This window comes from Treponema bryantii, assembly GCF_900111035.1.
Taxonomy (GTDB): Bacteria; Spirochaetota; Spirochaetia; order Treponematales; family Treponemataceae; genus Treponema_D; species Treponema_D bryantii_C.
The window spans coordinates 1-18,651 of record NZ_FOFU01000005.1 but is presented as its reverse complement, the minus strand read 5'-3'; the positions used below and the strand labels follow the sequence as shown (position 1 = coordinate 18,651).

14 protein-coding genes are annotated in these 18,651 nt (G+C 34.8%); 2 read left to right on the top strand and 12 right to left on the bottom strand.

Going from position 1 to position 18,651, the window contains the following annotated elements; translation table 11 throughout:
- From BMY21_RS09915 to BMY21_RS09855, 12 genes are all read right to left on the bottom strand, one after another.
- On the bottom strand, positions 1 to 1,446 hold the full coding sequence (locus BMY21_RS09915; RefSeq protein WP_074643604.1) for a TrkH family potassium uptake protein: 1,446 nt from the start codon (positions 1,444 to 1,446) through the stop codon (positions 1 to 3).
- Positions 1,446 to 2,891, bottom strand: a complete 1,446-nt coding sequence (locus BMY21_RS09910) for an NAD-binding protein (protein ID WP_074643601.1) — start codon at positions 2,889 to 2,891, stop codon at positions 1,446 to 1,448. The genes BMY21_RS09915 and BMY21_RS09910 overlap by 1 nt, the downstream gene beginning before the upstream one ends.
- A 21-nt stretch (positions 2,892 to 2,912) precedes the next feature.
- Positions 2,913 to 3,524, bottom strand: coding sequence for an ECF transporter S component (locus BMY21_RS09905; RefSeq protein WP_074643598.1), 612 nt, complete (start codon positions 3,522 to 3,524; stop codon positions 2,913 to 2,915).
- 118 nt (positions 3,525 to 3,642) lie between these two features.
- Positions 3,643 to 4,410, bottom strand: coding sequence for a type III pantothenate kinase (locus BMY21_RS09900; RefSeq protein WP_074643595.1), 768 nt, complete (start codon positions 4,408 to 4,410; stop codon positions 3,643 to 3,645).
- A gap of 212 nt (positions 4,411 to 4,622) precedes the next feature.
- On the bottom strand, positions 4,623 to 6,326 hold the full coding sequence (locus BMY21_RS09895; protein ID WP_074643592.1) for a DUF262 domain-containing protein: 1,704 nt from the start codon (positions 6,324 to 6,326) through the stop codon (positions 4,623 to 4,625).
- 43 nt (positions 6,327 to 6,369) lie between these two features.
- Positions 6,370 to 8,835 (bottom strand): EcoAI/FtnUII family type I restriction enzme subunit R, encoded by a 2,466-nt coding sequence (gene hsdR, locus BMY21_RS09890; RefSeq protein WP_074643589.1) that lies wholly within the window; start codon positions 8,833 to 8,835, stop codon positions 6,370 to 6,372.
- Positions 8,836 to 8,928: 93 nt separating this feature from the next.
- Positions 8,929 to 10,224: a Fic family protein gene (locus BMY21_RS09885; RefSeq protein ID WP_074643586.1), complete on the bottom strand. Its 1,296-nt coding sequence runs from the start codon at positions 10,222 to 10,224 to the stop codon at positions 8,929 to 8,931.
- 95 nt (positions 10,225 to 10,319) lie between these two features.
- Positions 10,320 to 11,378, bottom strand: coding sequence for a hypothetical protein (locus BMY21_RS09880; RefSeq protein ID WP_074643584.1), 1,059 nt, complete (start codon positions 11,376 to 11,378; stop codon positions 10,320 to 10,322).
- Entirely contained in the window at positions 11,371 to 12,843 is a 1,473-nt protein-coding gene (locus BMY21_RS09875; RefSeq protein ID WP_074643581.1) for a DUF5677 domain-containing protein, read from the bottom strand. Before BMY21_RS09875 ends, BMY21_RS09880 begins: the two co-directional genes overlap by 8 nt.
- 88 nt (positions 12,844 to 12,931) lie before the next feature.
- Complete coding sequence (locus BMY21_RS16185) at positions 12,932 to 13,843, bottom strand: hypothetical protein (protein WP_074643578.1); 912 nt, start codon at positions 13,841 to 13,843, stop codon at positions 12,932 to 12,934.
- A gap of 3 nt (positions 13,844 to 13,846) precedes the next feature.
- The gene (locus BMY21_RS15605; protein ID WP_083379821.1) at positions 13,847 to 15,028 is read right to left on the bottom strand and encodes a restriction endonuclease subunit S; all 1,182 of its coding nucleotides are present in this window, start codon (positions 15,026 to 15,028) and stop codon (positions 13,847 to 13,849) included.
- A 137-nt stretch (positions 15,029 to 15,165) separates the two neighbouring features.
- Positions 15,166 to 16,608 (bottom strand): class I SAM-dependent DNA methyltransferase, encoded by a 1,443-nt coding sequence (locus BMY21_RS09855; RefSeq protein WP_074643575.1) that lies wholly within the window; start codon positions 16,606 to 16,608, stop codon positions 15,166 to 15,168.
- Between the two features lie 191 nt (positions 16,609 to 16,799).
- Here BMY21_RS09855 and BMY21_RS09850 point away from each other — a divergent pair, with 191 nt between their 5' ends.
- Entirely contained in the window at positions 16,800 to 17,720 is a 921-nt protein-coding gene (locus BMY21_RS09850) for a helix-turn-helix domain-containing protein (RefSeq protein WP_074643572.1), read from the top strand.
- Positions 17,701 to 18,543 (top strand): CPBP family intramembrane glutamic endopeptidase, encoded by an 843-nt coding sequence (locus tag BMY21_RS09845; RefSeq protein ID WP_074643569.1) that lies wholly within the window; start codon positions 17,701 to 17,703, stop codon positions 18,541 to 18,543. The genes BMY21_RS09850 and BMY21_RS09845 overlap by 20 nt, the downstream gene beginning before the upstream one ends.
- Positions 18,544 to 18,651: the final 108 nt, after the last annotated feature.

The window sequence follows — 18,651 nt, the reverse complement described above, 5'->3', positions numbered from 1 at the left end:
CTATTTTTCCCAGTAAACCGGCAGGAAATAAATAATCATAGTATAAAGTTCAAGACGTCCTGCAAGCATTGCAAAACTATACCAGTATTTTACAAAATCTGGAAGGAAGCCGAAGTTTTCTGTAGGACCAAGTAAAGCATAACCAGGACCAATATTTCCGACCATACTGAGGGCGCCTGTAAATGATGACCAGACGTCGAGATTTCCAAGACAGCCGACAAAAGTAGTTACAGCAACAAGACCAAAGTAAACTACCATAAAGGCAGCTACATTAAACACTATATCCTTACGTCCTGGACGTCCATTCAAACGGATTGAAAATACTCCGTGTGGATGAAGCATCTTACGGGTTTCATTCTGAACCTGCTTTCCAAGTACCAGCCAACGGATAACTTTTATACCACCCGAAGTGGAACCGGAACAACCACCAATAAAGAATGTCACAAACAAAAGAAACTGAGATACAGCCGGCCACTGCATAAAGTCCGCAGTAGAAAATCCGGTAGTTGTCATCAGTGAAACAACCTGGAACGATGAATAGCGAAGAGACTTTCCAACACTGCCATAATAGCCCATCAGAGAAATTGTTACGGCAATAATAAGTGCAAAGATGATTACCAGATATGCTTTGAACTCAGAGTTAGTTCCAATGTCACGGAATTTTCTTGTGATGATGTAGAAATACAAGCTGAAGTTGATTCCCGAAAGGAACATAAAAATCATAATGATTACATCGATAGCAACCGAGTTATACGCACCAATAGAACTGTTACGTGTAGAAAAACCACCGGTACCTAAAGTTGCGAATGCATGAGAAAGTGCATCTGTAAATGTCATTCCGGCAATTTTAAGAGCAATTGCTTCTGCAACAGTAAATCCAAGATAAATGAGCCAGAGGATTTTTGCAGTAGTTGTGATGCGTGCAGTTACTTTTCCTTTTTCAGGACCAGTAGTTTCTGCCTTAATCAACTGAAAACCACCAACACCAAGCAAAGGCAAAAGTGCAACAGTAAGAGTAACGATTCCCATACCACCAATCCAGTGAGTAAGACAACGCAGCATATTGATTGATTTTGGCAAGGTTTCGATTTCACTTAAAATTGTTGAACCAGTTGTTGAAAAACCGCTGACACTTTCAAAAAGAGCATCAACAAAGCGTGGAATGCTTCCGCTGAAATAAAGCGGGACAGCACCCATCAGACTAACTACAACCCAGGAAAGTGCAACAATTAAAAAAGTCTGGCGGGTATTCATTGTGATTTTTCTGTGACGGGTTGGAAAATTAACCGCAGCCACAAACACAAAGCTTACAGCCATTGGAATTATAAAAGGAAGATAAACCTGGCTTTCTCCGTAATAAAAAGCAAAGCCAAGAGGAATAGCAAAAAGAACGCCGACTATTGAAAGAAGAATGGAAGCTATTTTTAAGAATGAAATTACAAACACTATTCACCGCTCCCGAAGAATGCCAGAACCTTTTTACTGTTTTCTGCAACTGTAATAAGTACAATGTGGTCACCGGCAGTAATGCGAGTTGTTCCTGTTGCAATCTGATACTGGTCTACTCCAGATTTTTTGTCCATCAAAACAAGGAAACTTCCAGGATTTGAGATTTCTTTCAGTTCTTTTCCGCTTGCCTTTGAATCTGAAGTTACTTCACATTCAACAATTTCAAGCTGACCATTTGTTACAGTATGAATTTCTTTTACAGATTTACCGCGAAGGTGACTCATAATAGAGTCTACAACGGCGTCGCGGAGAGGAACCGGAACATCAATTCCAAGCTTGCGGGAAATCTCAGCAAAGGCAGAACTTCCTACAAGGCTTACAGTCTGCTTTACGCCAAGAGACTCAAGATAAGCAGCAAGCACCATGTTCATTTCATGATTATGAGTTGTACAGATTGCAAGGTCAAAGTTTACGATTCCTTCATCACGGAGGAAGCTTTCATCAGTTGCATCCGCCCTCATTACCCGCGCCTCCGGGAATTTTTCCGAGGCGGCTTTCGTGAGCTCATCATTATTGTCGATAATCACAAAATCAAAATTGCGTTTAGCCTTAATGCTTGTGAACAGGCGTGCAATGCCGGAAGCTTTCTGAGTTCCGCCCATCAGCTTTTCAGCAACAATAGTTCCGATGCGGCCGGCACCAATTAAAGCAACCTTACGGAGCTCTTTCTGCTCACCGCCGCACAGCTTCATAACTTCAGAAATATTATCTTTTGAAACAAGTACACCAATTATTGTGTCAGCTTCAAGCTTAGTGTCTCCGCTTGGAAGCATTGTTTCGCCGTTTTTTTCAATATAGGCTACAAGGAATTTTATGTCGGTTTTTGTGCGGAGATCTTTAAGAAGAGCACCGTCAAACTCGCTTCCCTCAGTAATTGTGATACGGGCAATTTCGAGATCTGTATTATCAAATGTGATTACATTACCAACTGCACCGTTTTCAACTGCCTGAACAATTGCATCTGCAGCCTCAACGTCCGGGTGAATCATATAGTTTACGCCGTAAAGCGGACGGTGTTTTCCTGCAAAAGTATTTGAGTGCTTTTTTTCTGCCTTGGCGGTATTTACGTAATAAGCGTAATTGCGCACGCGGGCAATTTTTAAGATATCTGGATACACTGCATCCACGAGGGAACAGGTAATCATATTTACTTCATCGGAAGAGGTTACGCAGACAAGCGCATCGGCCTTGGCAATGCCAAGTTCTTCGAGGGTTTCAAGATTGTTGCCGTCTGCACACATAACTGTACAATCCAGCTGATTTGAAGCGTGACGGATTGTGTTTTCGTCGTTATCTACAACAGCAACCTGATTTTTTTCATTAATTAAGAGTTTTGCGAGCTGAATTCCAGTGAATCCTGCTCCTACGATTACAATTCTCATAGGAGCATTATACTACGTTTTCTACTCCTGCGACAACTTAGATTTCTTTTTTCCTGCAATGAACAATCCTGCAAAAACAGCAGCACAAATGATTGTTGCAGCAACTGCTTCAAGAACTGCATTAAATCCGCAGGCAGCTACAAGAGCAAAATATCCCATTCCACCAAGTGCTTCACGAACATCTGCAGCCTTAAATACATAAAGACTTCCAAGAACAAGGAGAGTATGAGCTACAGTTGTGATAAAACCTGTAATTCCTGCAGAAACAGTTTTAGGCATGTGAGGAATAAGATTCAAAGCCTTCCAGAGTCCCCATGCAATAACAGCAATAAGCATACGAGGAAGAACAGAAATAAGAGGATTTACGAAGAATGGATCGAGAACTCCACTTGGGCTCATTGCAGCCTGAATCAAAGAGAGGCTTCCGAATACGAGACCAACGAAAAGTCCTTCTGGAAGACCAGCGAGCATACAAATCAAAATTACTGGAATATGAAGAATTGTGATTGATGCTGTTGCTCCAATTGGAATGAGTCCGAGCTTTGTGATTCCGAGTACGATTACAAGTGCGCACAAAGCACCTGTGAGTGTGAGTTTTTTGTTGAGTGATAATGTTGAGTTTGTGTTTGTCATAATTGTTTCCTTTTGTTCTCGTCATTGCGAGCCGCAGGTGAAGCAATCCACATAACGAGCTCTCAAAAATCTGGATTGCCACGTCACTTCGTTCCTCGCAATGACGGTTAATATAAAATTAGTTGAGTTCCAGCGCCTTTTTTACACCGGCAAGTACGAGGCCTGGAATGATTTCATCAAAAAGATTGTAATCTTCAAAAGTTCTTGCAAAACCACCAGTGCCAATTATTACTGCGTCTTCACCATGAAATACGTTCTTTTTAAAGAGATGACAAAATTCCTTAATTGAACCGGCTGTTCCATAATAAAGTCCGGCCTGAATTGCCTCTGTCGTAGATGAACCGTAAACGTGCTCCGGCTTCATAATTTCAACCGAAGTAAGATTTGCAGTTCCACCTGCAAGCGCATCCACAGAAATCTTAAGACCTGGCATAATAATACCGCCCAAGAATTCCTTGTCTTTAGAAACAAGCTCCGCAGTGGTTGCTGTTCCCATATCGATGATAATCAGATTCTTTCCAGGATAAACTGCAACAGCTCCCATAGCCGCAGCAATCAAGTCTGCACCGATTTCTTTCGGATTCGAATAACGCAGCTTAAGTCCGGTCTTAATTCCAGCCTGAATAAAAAGTGGTTCGTGACCAAGATACTTAGCACACGCATTAGCCAGCGAATGATTTACAGAAGGCACAACAGAGCAGCATCCGATTTTTTCAATCTTCTGCCAGTCAAATCCATTCTCGCGTAAAACCGAACGCAAAAAAACGCCAGTTTCATCGGAAGAAGAATTTACATTAGTTGTTCTTCTGAATCTCAGGACGCAGTTGTCGCCTTCAAAAAGTCCGAATGCAGTGGAAGTATTTCCTACATCAATAGTCAGAATCATGCGCTCCTCCTTTTAAAAAGAAATAAATTACAGGAAGAGCACCTTAAGTGCTTAAGTTCATAGTACCTGTCCTCCTTGGATCATGTCTTTATGATGTGAGTTCTAATGGCCCGTAAGCCAAATAAAAAAGCGAGAATCAATTCCTTACGGTAACTGTCCTCGCTTTGTAGAATAGTGATTTATGACATAAATGTCAAATTTGTCAAAAATTACTACATTTTAAATAAATTATAAAATTCTTCTGTAATTTCTTTTAGTCTTTCTTTTGGATTAAACAATTCTGGATTTTTTTCGAATTTAATAACAAAATCTTTTACACTTGAATATTTTGAACGTTTATATATTTCAATTTTATCTTTTAACTCTCTGTCTTTACACAACTCATTTAAATCTCTTTCAAGTGGTAACAGATTTCCTAATAATACATTTTCTTGATGTTTTTCAGATTTTGAATCTGGCAAAATATGCTCTATTGAAAACTCTTCATCATCTAATGCAATATTTCCGAATTTTGCATCAAAGAGTTTTAATGCTAATCGTGCTCTATCTGCAATTTTCGGATCCTTAAAAAACTTAATGTGATTTGAATATCCTATATTTTCGAACGAATTCTTAAACCAATTTAAAGATGGTATTCTACTTTTAAAACTGTCTATACACTGATTTAATTTATCCTCAGAATATTCTGTTTCTAATTCAAATGCATATTTTCCAATCATCGAAGTTAAAGTATTGGATTTTTCTTGTCCTATTAATGTATAACAAATAAAGAAATTTCTAAAAAATATTAATACCTTATTATATTCATCTTCAGATATATTCTCTAATTCCTTTTGATGAATCAAGCTAAGCAATAAAGGTCTTAATTGCTCTTGACGTTTTGATTTAAAGAATGAAAAAACTATTTGTTCTGTTTTGTTTGCTATATCATTCCCATTAGAATCTTTTGCCAATGGGTTATAAATAATTCTATAATAATTTGCCTTTAATTGTAAATCTTCATAATATTTTTTTATTTCTTCAGTATTTCTCGACACATTTTGTTTTAATGTTTTATAAACATCTTTCTTAATTATTTTACTTTCAGGTAAAGAATGAATTAAATAATGTTTTACAAAATTCTTTTGACTCTGTCCCAAGAGTTTAGCCATATTTTCCCATTCATTTTTTGCTTTGTCCCTTTCTGATTCTGGTTCAAGATATCTCATAATAAAATTTTTTATTAATTCAAAATCTTCTAGAGCTGTACCCCGTGCATTTAATATTTCAAAAATTGTATAAGAATCTTCGTCACTTAAAGCTAATATTCGTATATAGTAAGTATCTAGTAAATTATCTTTCAATTGAATTATTTTTGTTAAATCATTGTTTTCTATTTGTGTTTCTAAAAAAGTAATAAAATATGAAAAACAGTCAATTATATTTTTATCTCTTTCGGGATTCTTTATTTTTGTTTTAAGTAAAACTGTCAATTTTAATTGAGTCCCAAAATCTTCAGATTCGATAGCTGATATTAATTCAGGAACAGCAAGATGAAAATCAGTATCAAAAATATTATGTGATAAATTTTTGTCATCTTCTACTTTTATATATTTCTCTGTTCCTTTGTAATCATTTTCATAATTATATTTTTTCAATATGAACATTATAGCAGCAAGTAAAATAGTTAGAGTTGTAATTCTTTGTTGACCATCAATTACTGTAAAAGTTTCCAATCCGTTTAATGAATCTTCTTTCTTTAAAACAATACTTCCCAAAAAATGTTGTTTTTTATTATTTGTTGAAAATTGAATATCCGAAATAAAATCATCCCAGTTATCCTTATTCCAAACATACTCTCGCTGATTTCTTGGAATTTTATAAAGAAATCTTCCGAATAACTTTCTAATTAAATCATCTGTTGCTGAAAATGCCATTTTTATCCTCTTTTTTATATTTTATTTTTAATTTTTTTCCTTTTCACGCCGCATACAGTCCTTTCTGGAATCCAACAAACACTTTGCTGATTTCTCCTAAAGGTCCAAGTTCTGCTTTTGCATCATTTATTGTACCATACTTTAGCTTAATAAGCTCTGGCAAATTTTCCATTGAAAGTTCTGTATAACCTTGTTGAATATATTGATCCAAAACAAAGTTCACAAACTCGGTCTGATTTGTATTCAATTCAGCAGTTATTTCAGAACGCGAAATAGCGACTCGCTGCTCTCGTTCAATTGGAGTTGTTTGATAAGCAAGATATTCAAGAACATCAAGTAAATCGCATTTCTCATAATTAAGCATTTCCTGAACTTTCAAGAGCTTATCAAGAGAGAATCCGTCATGATCCATCTTTTCAAGTAAAGCTTTTCTTGTTTCTGGATTCTGCCATTGTGTTCGCAAATCTTCATCATCCTTAAAGAATCTAGGAAGTGTTTCATTATTAACCAGAACATCTACAAACTCTTTTAAGGTAATGAGTTTTCCATCGTACATAATTCGTTCTTCCCATTCAAAATCCTTTTTAATTGTGGCTTTACGACCATCACCTAATTCAATTTCAATAACATCTTTAGGACAGGTACAAGGAAGATTGCCACAAACTGGACATTTTTTTGGAGGACATATACAAGGCCATTTTCCACAAACAGGACAAGTACGAGGTGGTCTCTTGCATTCACATGGCCATTTACCGCACTTAGGACATTTAGGGTGTTTATCACATTCACAAGGATATTTTTCACAGATAGGACAAACAGGATTTGGATTATCCCATTCATCATCATAAAACTTCTTATAAGCACCAACAAAGTCGTAAATTGTAAAATAATACTTATCATCAAAAAGACGAGTTCCGCGGCCTATAATCTGTTTGAACTCAATCATATTATCAACAGGTCGCATTAGCACAATATTACGAACATTCTGAGCATCGACACCCGTGCTGAGTTTTTGTGAGGTTGTCAAAATTGTTGGAATTGTTTTTTCGTTATCCTGGAATTGTCTAAGCTGAGCCTCACCTTCATTTCCGTCATCAGCAGTTACACGAACACAATAATTTATACCCCGTTTTGCCTGAGAGTTTATCATATCGCGAACCTGCATTGCGTGATTTTGTGTAGCACAGAAAACAATTGCTTTTTCATCAGGATTTGCACTTTCAAGAAATTCCGATACGCGAAGTTCATCTCTCTCTCGGATTTTGATTTTGCCATGATAAAAATCTTTTTCATCATAAGTTTTATCTTTATCAAGCAAGTCTTCTCCACGAACAATTTTATCCTGCTCATCATAAACATATTCATCAATAATCTGATTTGTACAGCTCTTCACTCGATATGGAGTAAGATATCCGTCTTCAATTCCCTGCTTTAATGAATACTGATAAACAGGCTCACCAAAATATTTATAAGTATCACCATTAATTGTACGGCGAGGTGTTGCAGTAAGACCAAGCTGATAAGCAGGCTGAAAATAATCCATCAGCTTACGCCATTCGCTTTCATCATTAGCACCACCACGATGACATTCATCAATTATAATAAAATCAAAGAAATCTTGCGGATATTGCTTATAATATTCTATCTTTTCAGCCTCTGTTCCAGATTCAGATATTTCCTCTCCATCGGAACCGCAAAGCATGGTCTGGAAAATTGTGAAGTAAATACTCTGTCCCATTGGAACTTTTCCGCCATTCTTACGGATTTCTTTTGGAGTAATTCGAGCTAGAGCATTCTGGTCAAATGCCCCGAACGCATTAAATGCCTGATCAGCAAGAATGTTTCTATCTGCAAGGAACAGGATATGAGATATTCTTCCTCCTCCTTCTCTATTCCATTTTGTCTGCATGAGCTTCCAGCAAATCTGAAAAGCTATATAAGTTTTTCCCGTACCGGTTGCAAGTGTCAAAAGAATACGGTCAACTTTTCGACTGACAGCTTCAAGTACAGCATTAACGGCGTTTTCCTGATAGTAACGAGGCATCTTTCCACCATCACGATTAAATGGTTCAAGATTAAACTTATCTCGCCACTCATTGTTATCTGGGAATGTCATTGTCCAGAGTTCATCTGGAGTTGGGAATCGTTCTACAAAACCTTCGGTAAAATCTCCAGGCTTTGCTTCCATATCAATTGCCCAGATTTTGTCGCCATTTGTAGAATAAGTAAAACGAATGTTCATCGCTTTGGCATATTTCTTCGCCTGTTCTACACCAGCACTTACATCCAGTTCATCTTTCTTGGCTTCAATAATGCCAATTTTTACACCTTTGTAAGTAAGAAGATAATCAATCTTGTCAGGATTTCTTTTTGCTTTTGTTACAATGCGACCAGGAGTAAGCAAATATGCACGCTGCTCTGTAAAGATATCACTACCTTCAACAACGCCCCATCCGGCAGCTTTCAGTGCAGGATCTATTTTCTTTAACCTTGTGTCGCTTTCGTTCATAATTTTACTATCTCCAGTTTGTGCATATTCTAACTATATGTACAAATTCTCAAATAATTTGTGCACGTTTATATAATTAGGGGAAATTTTCCCCTAATTTCCCCTAATTTCCCCTAATCGTTCTTCGAAGTTCTCTGCTCTTGTATAACCAGTCAGACGTTTATTCAGAGGAACAGTTGTTAATAAACCTAATTCAACAAGCCCCTCTAAATCGGAACGAATTGTTTTTACAGACACATTAAACCTTGTTTCCAAATCTTTGCTTATAAAAATCGAAGATGGCTTTTTAATACATAGTGTAATTATCTGTATCTGTCGATCATTAAGACCTGGAATTCTATATTCAAGTAGAGCCTCATTTTCCTGAGCTTTTCGGTTAAGATATACTTGAAGTTCATAGAAAGCTTCATTAAGAACTTTCAGATTATAATTTACAAAATAACCTAAATCAAAATCATCATGTTCGGTATATAAAAAGGCCTTCTCATATTGTCCTTTTGACTTGTAAATAATACGTGAAATAGAAAGATATTCTGTAAGCCAATATCCTTTTTTAAGCATGTACCAATAAAATAGGGAGCGAGCCGTTCTTCCATTTCCATCTACAAAAGGATGCAGATAAGAAATCATAAAATGAAGAATTATTGCTTTAATAATTGGATGAATAAATTCTTTATCTTCATTTATAAATTTACATAATTGCTGTACCACTTTTTTAATTTGCTTATATGATGGAGGATCATGAGCTACTTCACCTGTAATTCCATTTACAACGTAAATATTATTATCAGTTCTGAACTGACCTTCATCTTTTGGATTGTCTAGAGTTTTTTCTGTAATTTGTTTATGGATTGTAAGCAAAAGTTCCGGAGTTAGATTATCATTCTTATGTTCTGAAAGATACCTAATTGTATTGTAATTATTCAAAATCATTTGCTGACTTTTATCTTTAGGCTTTGCCTGCTTGCGTAGCATCTCCTTTGCAACTTTACGCGTTGTTGAAGCGCCTTCCATCTGACTGGATGCAATAGCCTCTTCCATTATGGAACTTAAGAGATAATATTGTTTGTTTTTATCCAAAAGAATATCAGATGATGCAATTGTACCTCCAAAATTCATGTCAAAATTATGAAGATATTCCTGCATCTTATTTGTTAGAAAAAGGGAAAATGTACATGTATTAAAACTGTAAATCTTACTATTTGCTGTTCTAGAGTATTTTACAAGAGCCCAAAACTCCTCTTTTTTTATACCCTTTGGAGTATTGTATTTTACTTTATCCCAATAATAATACTCATCATTCATTTTTGAAATTTCAAATGAATAATCTTTATTAAGGATAAGTTCAAGCAAAGGGAGTCCAGAAACTTTAGGGCATTCTTCTATCATATAAAAATGATAACATGAGTCATATTTTAAAGCAATAAAATTAGGGGAAATTTTCCCCTAATTTCCCCTAATTTCCCCTATTATTCATGATTATATTATTTGTTATCTGCCATATTCAAAATCCTTGTTTTTATCATTTCTACTCTTTCCTTAAAGTTTATTTGATTTATTGATTGTGTAGACAATTCAAAATCATTATATAGAGTTTCGAAAATATTATTTGTCTTACATAAATCATTCATTTCCTTTGGTGTATAAACCTTAAAGTTATTCATATTTTGATTAACAATAGCAAATATTTCATTTGCCAAAACAGTTTTATTTAGGAAAAAAATATCAGTTGATAAATTTGGTTCTAATAAATAGATATAAGATAAAGTTGCTGGATTTCTAATAATTGGAATAATTCCATAATCATGCATAGTTTCCAAAATCTCTAGTCCTGAAATTATAAAACCAATTAAACTATGAAAAAACTTTTCAGCATCATTATTATTACCCAAAAAGGCATCTGGCAAAAATTTAATTCGTTCCGTAAATTCTAAATCAAAACGATCATGATCACAAATATATATCGATTTTTTTATATCATCAGATAAATATTTATCAACATCTTCTGCAGTCTTACAATTATCAAAGTAATTTTTTATTGATGAAAAATGATTATTAAAAAATGATAAATAACATTGTTCTGCAACTTTGTGAATAACATCCAACTTATTTGTAAAGAAAAGGCGGACAGGTAAAAGCAATACTATTCCTTTCAAATCTTTTAGTAAACATATATTATCATTTAACGTCGTAAAAACTTGTTTTTTAATTATTTCATTTCCTGGAACATCAACATCTTGCAAAAGACAATCTGCATATTTATATAACTGGTCATCCATGATATGAATTTTTCCGACAGCAAGAAATCCATAATACTCATTATCATTTACATCAAGATGTGTTGCTCCAGAATATGAAAAAGCTTGTTTATTCTTTAAGGTTTCCAAAAACATAGATACTACTTTTCTATTCTTATACCAGAACAATCTAATAGAATCCAAAACCGATTCTAGACTATCATCAGTTATATTGCTCTTTATATTTTGAAGTAAAAGTAAATAATCGTTCTCTATTTCATTTATTTTTTCATCTAGTTTAATCATCTTTATATTCCGTTATATTCTTTACGAGCTTTTCAGGAATCTCAATTTGTGTTGAATAAAACTCAACCATTTTTTTCATCACATAAATACAATCGTAATAAATTGTTTTTAATTTTTGTTCATCTTCTACATCTGGAACCAAATGATATTGATGGGCTGAATTATCACACTTTAACATTGAACTCTCACGAATAGCACCCCAGAGACAATGATCATATTGTGAATCATAATCATAATAAAGTTTATATAAGTCTTTCTCATTTACAAGTTCTGATTTTGCTCTGATATTTTTTTGATCAAAATATCCTCTAGCATCAATATCCGTAAATTCTTCCATAGTGAATTCATTTAACAATATGTCCAAATACTTATAGGCAACATGACTTTCTTCTTCACGAGAATTATCTTGTCTTTCTGCTAAAACATATTTCTTTATTTGTCCTAATCCATAATATTCAAAATCATCCCAAATATTCGGCTTATCATTTTCAAAAGTAATTAAATACTTTGCCATAATATAATTCTCAATAAGACCTCTAATACAACTACGCCCAGAGATTGATGTATATAAATTATGATCATCAACTTCTTTTAATCGTTTATAAGAATATGTAATTATCCCTGTAAAAATTTCAAGTTTCTTATCTAGTGGATAAGCATTAACATACAGTTCACGTAAATATAATAATAACTCATAAACCTTTTGGTTAAACTCTTTTAATGATTTCGTATCTCCAAAATCACAAACAAAAACCTTACAATCTGTCATCATGCTAATACACTCCCAAAATATATTTAAATATTCTTCATCAGGATGTTCCATCACTTTTAGAAACATCCCTTCTATAGATCTAATCATAGAAGCTGCATATTGATATTCATCTGAATCCGTAGTCATATCCTGATACTTCAAAAGAATCTCACCTTGTTCACGCAAAACATGAATTTTACCTGCAAGATTAAAAAATCCTATAATACAAAAACGAGTATCATTTGTTAAAACTGAACTTTGTGAACTGAGCTTATTTATTGTTTTTATTAATTTCTCACATCTTGAATCAATAGTTTCATAATTTGTATAAAAACATTCAGAAAAAATTGGCGCTGTTTCAGTTGTCAAAAACAAAGTTACTTGAGTGAATATTTCATCCGTTGTTATGATTTTTATATAATTAAATATTTTTCTTTGTTTATCTTCAGGAAGTTTAATTAAAGAAGATAATCTTGGGAGTGTAATTTCTGGTGCTGTTTGGTATATAAACTTATTTATATAAGCAATTTTCCTAAGCCCCTCTTCTCGTCCATAATAATCAAGAATAATAGAAATCCAGATATATTCCGGCATTCTTCCTGAAAACCAAGATTCATATTTATTCATTGGCTTCATACCAGGAATTGAGTTTAATGGTGCTGTATAATAACCTTTACTATATTTGTGATCTTCAATCGTTGACTTATTGTTCAACTATAATTCTCCTTTGAAGGCTTTTTGCATGAGGGATTGTTTTTATCTGTCACAATCAGATAACTGCTTTACATAGATATCTTCCAAATTATTTTACTTCCTCCACTTCAACTATAAATTTTTTAAGAATTTCAAATTTTTTTTCATATGAAAAGTTCTGACTTGATAAGTCATTTACATAAGTTTGTTTTAGTTTAAACCATTTGCAATTTTCTGAAGTGTCGTTTTCATGATATTCTGCACAATTTTGTTTTATTGTAGTTTTATTTATTATCTTATAATTATATATCCCAGCCCAAATCGAAAAACCGTCATTTTCCTCATCAGTTAAATATATACCATACCAATAAGAACGGTTTTCTTTTATACACCAAAAACCTATCCTATTCTCATTAGAACCTTTTGCTTTATTATTGATTTCAAAGTCATTTTTTATCAATACTTTTTTAAGAACTTTTACAAAGTATCCTAAATCCTGCGTTGACGATAAATAAAAATTTCTATCTTCCATAAGACCACAAACCTCTTTTATATATTTAGCAACACCATTAATTAAATCTTTTTCATTTTCTTCAAACTTATCCTCTTGTTTTATAAGATAAGAATAAAAATCGTTCCATGTTTTCTTATGTGAATATTTAATCTTTGAAACATTGTAATTTGCAATAAATCCAATATGATTCTTATTATAAATTTTTGTATATTCGTCATAATGATCGTGTGGATCATAAATTTTATTTTCAATAATATATTCTTGCTTATCATTTGTCGTAAAATATAAATCAAATCTCATAGATCCATCTTCAGACGAGACTTCTCTTTCGATATCTGATGTACATTTACTTATTAAGTTCTCATTTGGAAAAAAGAAGTTAAGAAACAAAGCCTTAAAATTCCAACTTGAATTACATGTTGCTGCAATAATATCTGAAAGGGCATTTTCATTACCTAGTCTTGAAAGAGACAAGAAAAAATCATTATAAATGTTATTTGATTCCATAAGTTATAACTCCCCTTCGAAGGCTTTTTGTAAGAGGGATTGTTTTAGTTCGTCGCAGTCGGCGAGTTGCTTTTTGTAGATTTCTTCCAGCTGGTGAACTTTTTCGCTGAGGGAATCGAGATGTGCTACGATGCGTTTTTGTTCTTCTAGTGCAGGAAGTATAATCTCAAATTTTCTAATTTCTGATATCGAAATATAACTTACTGCAGCACCTGCAGATTTATCTTTGATTTGTTTTTTTACCAATTCTGATTCAAAGAGATATGTTAAAAACTTTGCATCGATATTCTGCTTCAAAGACAACCATGTTATCATTCCATCTTGGAAATAAAATTCATCATTCTTTTTCACAATATAACATAGCCCCAAGGTACCTCTTGAAGTAACTAAAACATCATTTTCTTTTGGAACTAATCCTTTATTCTTGAATTCAATAAATTGTTCTTTTGAAATGAATAAATCATTTCTTTCAATTCCTTGAATTCTTGCGACCAAATCTGACACACGTAAAAACGGAACACCTGACTGTGTTTGTTCTTCTGCATAAATTCTTTTACTGGAACTAACATCACAAACATCCGATATAGAAACTTTCTTCGAATTATCATTGCTGAATGCTTTTTCTAGTTCTGCCTGGAAAAGTTGTTTGGTGTTATGTAAGTTTTTTTCGGCGGCGGTTTTAAGTGTTTCTATCTGTGCAAACTTTTTGTCCAGCATGGCAACAATTCGTTTCTGTTCTTCTAGTGTTAGATAAGGAATTGAAAAATCATAAATATCTTCTCGATTAAAACCAGCTTGTGCTGCACGTTGATTACACAGAGTTAATAATGGATTCTGAAAAAAAGGACTTTGAAAATAATATTTTATAAATGGTTTATAATAATCTGAACTAGGTATCGTTTTTAATATTGCAACATTATAAGCTCCTGACAATCCAGTTAATACTTTTCCAACTGATGCACCATATCTACCTAATAAAATATCATCAGAATTACAAAGGCGTAATTTATTAGTTTCTTTGACATATTCAATATCAAAGTTTCTACTTTGTGTAAAATCTCGAATTTGTAACATCCGAATATAGCCTTCTCGAGGTTCTTTTATCCATTCTTCTTTCGGAGGTTGTGATCCACCTTGAAATTCACAAACCTCACCAAGTTTTTTTATCTGCCAGTCTTTTTTCATATTTCCTTTAATCCTTGATTTTGCGTTAGCAAAATCGAATCCGTGTGGCACCACGGGGGCGTTGCGGGGGTGTCCCCCGCAGAGAGGGTAGCGACCAACGAAGTGGGCGCGAGGGGGAGACTTTCCCCTCCTAACTCCTATAAGTTCTTCAAAATCTCTGCACTCTGTTTATTCAGATCCTGCATTTCTGCAATGATTTCGGACGGTTCGCGTAAGGTCTTTTCTTCTTTTTTGTTCGGGTTCTTTACGCTTAAATCGAGAGTATCGGGATTCAAATCTTTTACATCGAGGCTCCAGCTGTTCGGGCTGTGGACGCGAGTTTTCTGTAGGGCAACAAAATCTGCAAGGTCATCTTCGTTGAGCGGATTTGTTTTACCAAGGTTGCGGTCTAGGTTGAGCTGGTAGTACCATACTTTTTCTGTCGGCTTTCCTTTTTCAAAAAAGAGAACAACTGTTTTTACACCGGCGCCTGTGAATACTCCGCTCGGGCAGTCGAGGATTGTATGAAGATTACAGCTTTCCAGAAGTTCACGACGGAGTGCTATGCTTGCGTTATCTGTGTTGCTAAGGAAGGTGTTTTTAATTACAACACCTGCGCGGCCGCCTGCCTTAAGCATCTTGATAAAATGCTCCATAAAAAGATATGCGGTTTCGCCGGTTTTAATCGGGAAGTTCTGCTGGATTTCGCTTCGCTCTTTTCCACCAAAAGGAGGATTTGCAAGTATTATGTCTTTTCTGTCTTTCTGCTGAATCTGGCTCAAATCTTCTGCGAGGGTATTTGTGTGCATGATATTCGGAGCTTCTACTCCATGGAAAATCATGTTCATAATTCCGATGATGTAAGCCAGTCCTTTTTTCTCTTTGCCGTAGAAGGTTGATTTTTGGAGTGTATTTTTTTCTGCCACGGTCTTTGCTTTTTCGTTCAGATAATTAAATGCTTCGCAAAGGAAGCCGGCACTACCACAGGCTCCGTCGTAAATTGTGTCTCCGATTTCTGGTTCTACAACTTTTACGATTGTTCTGATGAGCGGACGTGGCGTGTAATATTCTCCACCGTTGCGGCCGGCGTTTCCCATTTTGTGAATCTTACTTTCGTAGAGGTGGCTCATTTCGTGTTTGTCTGTTGCTGTCTGGAAATGAAGACCATCTGCGTAGTTTAAGATTTCGCGCATGTTGTAGCCGGAAACTATTTTGTTTTTAAGTTCGCTGAAGATTTCACCAATTTTGTATTCGAGTGTATCCGGGGTTGTTGCTGTATTTTTGAATTCTTTGAGATATGGGAAAAGCTTGAGATTTACAAAATCCGTAAGGTCGTCGCCTGTCATGGCGTTTTTGTGATCTATTTCGCCTTTTGAAGTTTTAGGACAGGCCCAGGAATTCCAGCGGTATTCTTTTTTGATGATGCGTTTATATTCTTTTCCCTGAAGTTCCATTTCGTCGCTACGTTCGTCTTCAAGGTCATCAAGATATTTTAAGAAGAGAATCCAGCTTGTCTGCTCTACATAATCAAGTTCATTTGAACAGCCTGCTTCTTTCCAAAGTATGTCGTCTATGTTTTTGAAGATTTGTTCGTAGTTCATTCGGAGATCCTTGTTTTATTTTTAGAATTTATTTTAACAGTAAAAGATGTTTTTGAGTAGGGAAAAAATTAGTAAAAAAGACATGCAACGATAAGTAGCATAAAAATTCTGTTTTGTAGCATCCACTTTCTGTTATAATTTACACAGCGGTTTTATGATTTGTGCAGATACTTGCACAGGAGGAATGCATTATGACTTTTGCTGAAAAACTTAAAGAACTCAGAAAACAGAAAGGCATATCTCAGGAACAGCTGGCAGAAAAGATTTATGTCAGCCGTCAGGCAATCACTAAATGGGAAAGCGGAAATGGGATTCCGGATATTGAAAATCTGATTTCAATTTCTAATCTGTTTAATGAATCGCTTGATTCACTTTTGAGTGAAGAGAAGAGCCTTATTTCAAAACATGAGTTTCTTTATGAAAGCCGCACAGAATATGACTTCGACAGTCCAAAGAAAATCGATCTGAGACTTGGAACTGCTCACGAGGTTATTATTGAAAAAACCAAAGATGAAAAAATTCTTGTAATCGCTGCATCAAACAAATTGAGCTATCTTGCCCAGCAGGTAAAGGTAAAGATTGTTGAAAATAAAAAGCGTATGGATGTTGTTGTAAAACATTCTGCAGATTTGTCTGACATTGCTGCAGAAGAAAATCTTTTTATTCTTATAAAAATTCCGGAACGTTTTGTTGCTGATGTTGAACTCACATCCGAACTGGAAAATCTGAAAATCCGTGACATCACTTTTGACGCTATTGAGTTTGATGGAAAAGCAAAGTTTGTTTCTGTTACAAATGCCTGCGGACATGTTGAACTGAATACAAATTCAAATCTGAATATTCAGGTAAAAGCTGCAAAAGGAAAACTTGACCTGAATCAAATCCATGCAGTTTCAAAAATCAGATTTGATGAAAATCAGAAATATTATCTTAAGAACGCCGGCCGTTTTACCCGCTTTATAGATTCCAATTCAAATATTCTTATCGGGAAACGTAATCTGGAAGATCCTTCAGAAGCTACAGATTTAATTGTAGAACTCAACGGCTGGAAATCAGAAGCTCAGATTTTGAACACAGAGCAGGAGAAAGAAAATGAATCAGATTCAGAATAATCATACTTTTTATACATATAAACCAAAACGATTTTATATTCAGGTTTTTATTGCAACCTGGGTCTTCTGTCTTTTTGCAATTTTATTCAATGATGGACTTACCTGTACTATCGGAATGCTGCTTGGACTTATAAGTCCTGCCACTATTGCAATTATTACTGTATTCACTTCTAAAAGTGATGCACTGAAAAAAGATTTTAAGCGAAAGATTTTTAATTTCTGGAAACTTAAACCGCTTTATATTCTGGGCGGCTATCTGATTATGACAGTTATAATCTGCTGTTCAATTCTTTTCTCACTTTTGTTCGGCGGCTCACTGAATCAGTTTTCTTTTACAGAAGGATTTACTTTCAGCGGGCCAGGTCTTTTTGGAGCTTTTCTAACCATAACTCTTGCCGCAATTCTTGAAGAGGTTGGCTGGCGAGGCTACGGAGAAGATTCCATTGCTCAGTATCATTCGTGGTTTAAGGAATCGATTATTTTTGGATTTGTATGGGCTGCATGGCATCTTCCACTGTTCTGGATTCCAGGGACTTATCATTATGAAATCAGACTTATGAATAATATTTACATGTTCAATTTTTTGATTTCAGTTGCACCAATGGGATTTATTACAACGTGGGTTTATGTAAAAAATAACCGAAGTATGCTGGCAAGCATTCTGTTTCATCTTTTTGTGAACTTCATTCAGGAAAAGATTGCAATGACACCGGATACAAAATGTTTTGAAACGATATTTGTCACCATTGCGGCTGTAGTCATCGTATTCACAAACCGCGATATGTTTTTTGAAAAGAGACACATCGGACATATTCTGGAATAGAAAAAAGGCGGTCTGTGAAGTGCACCCCAATTATTGGACACTTTAACTAGGCTGATTTTAAGGACTGATTCCTAAATTGTAAAGGGGTCAGTCCTTTTAATTTAACCT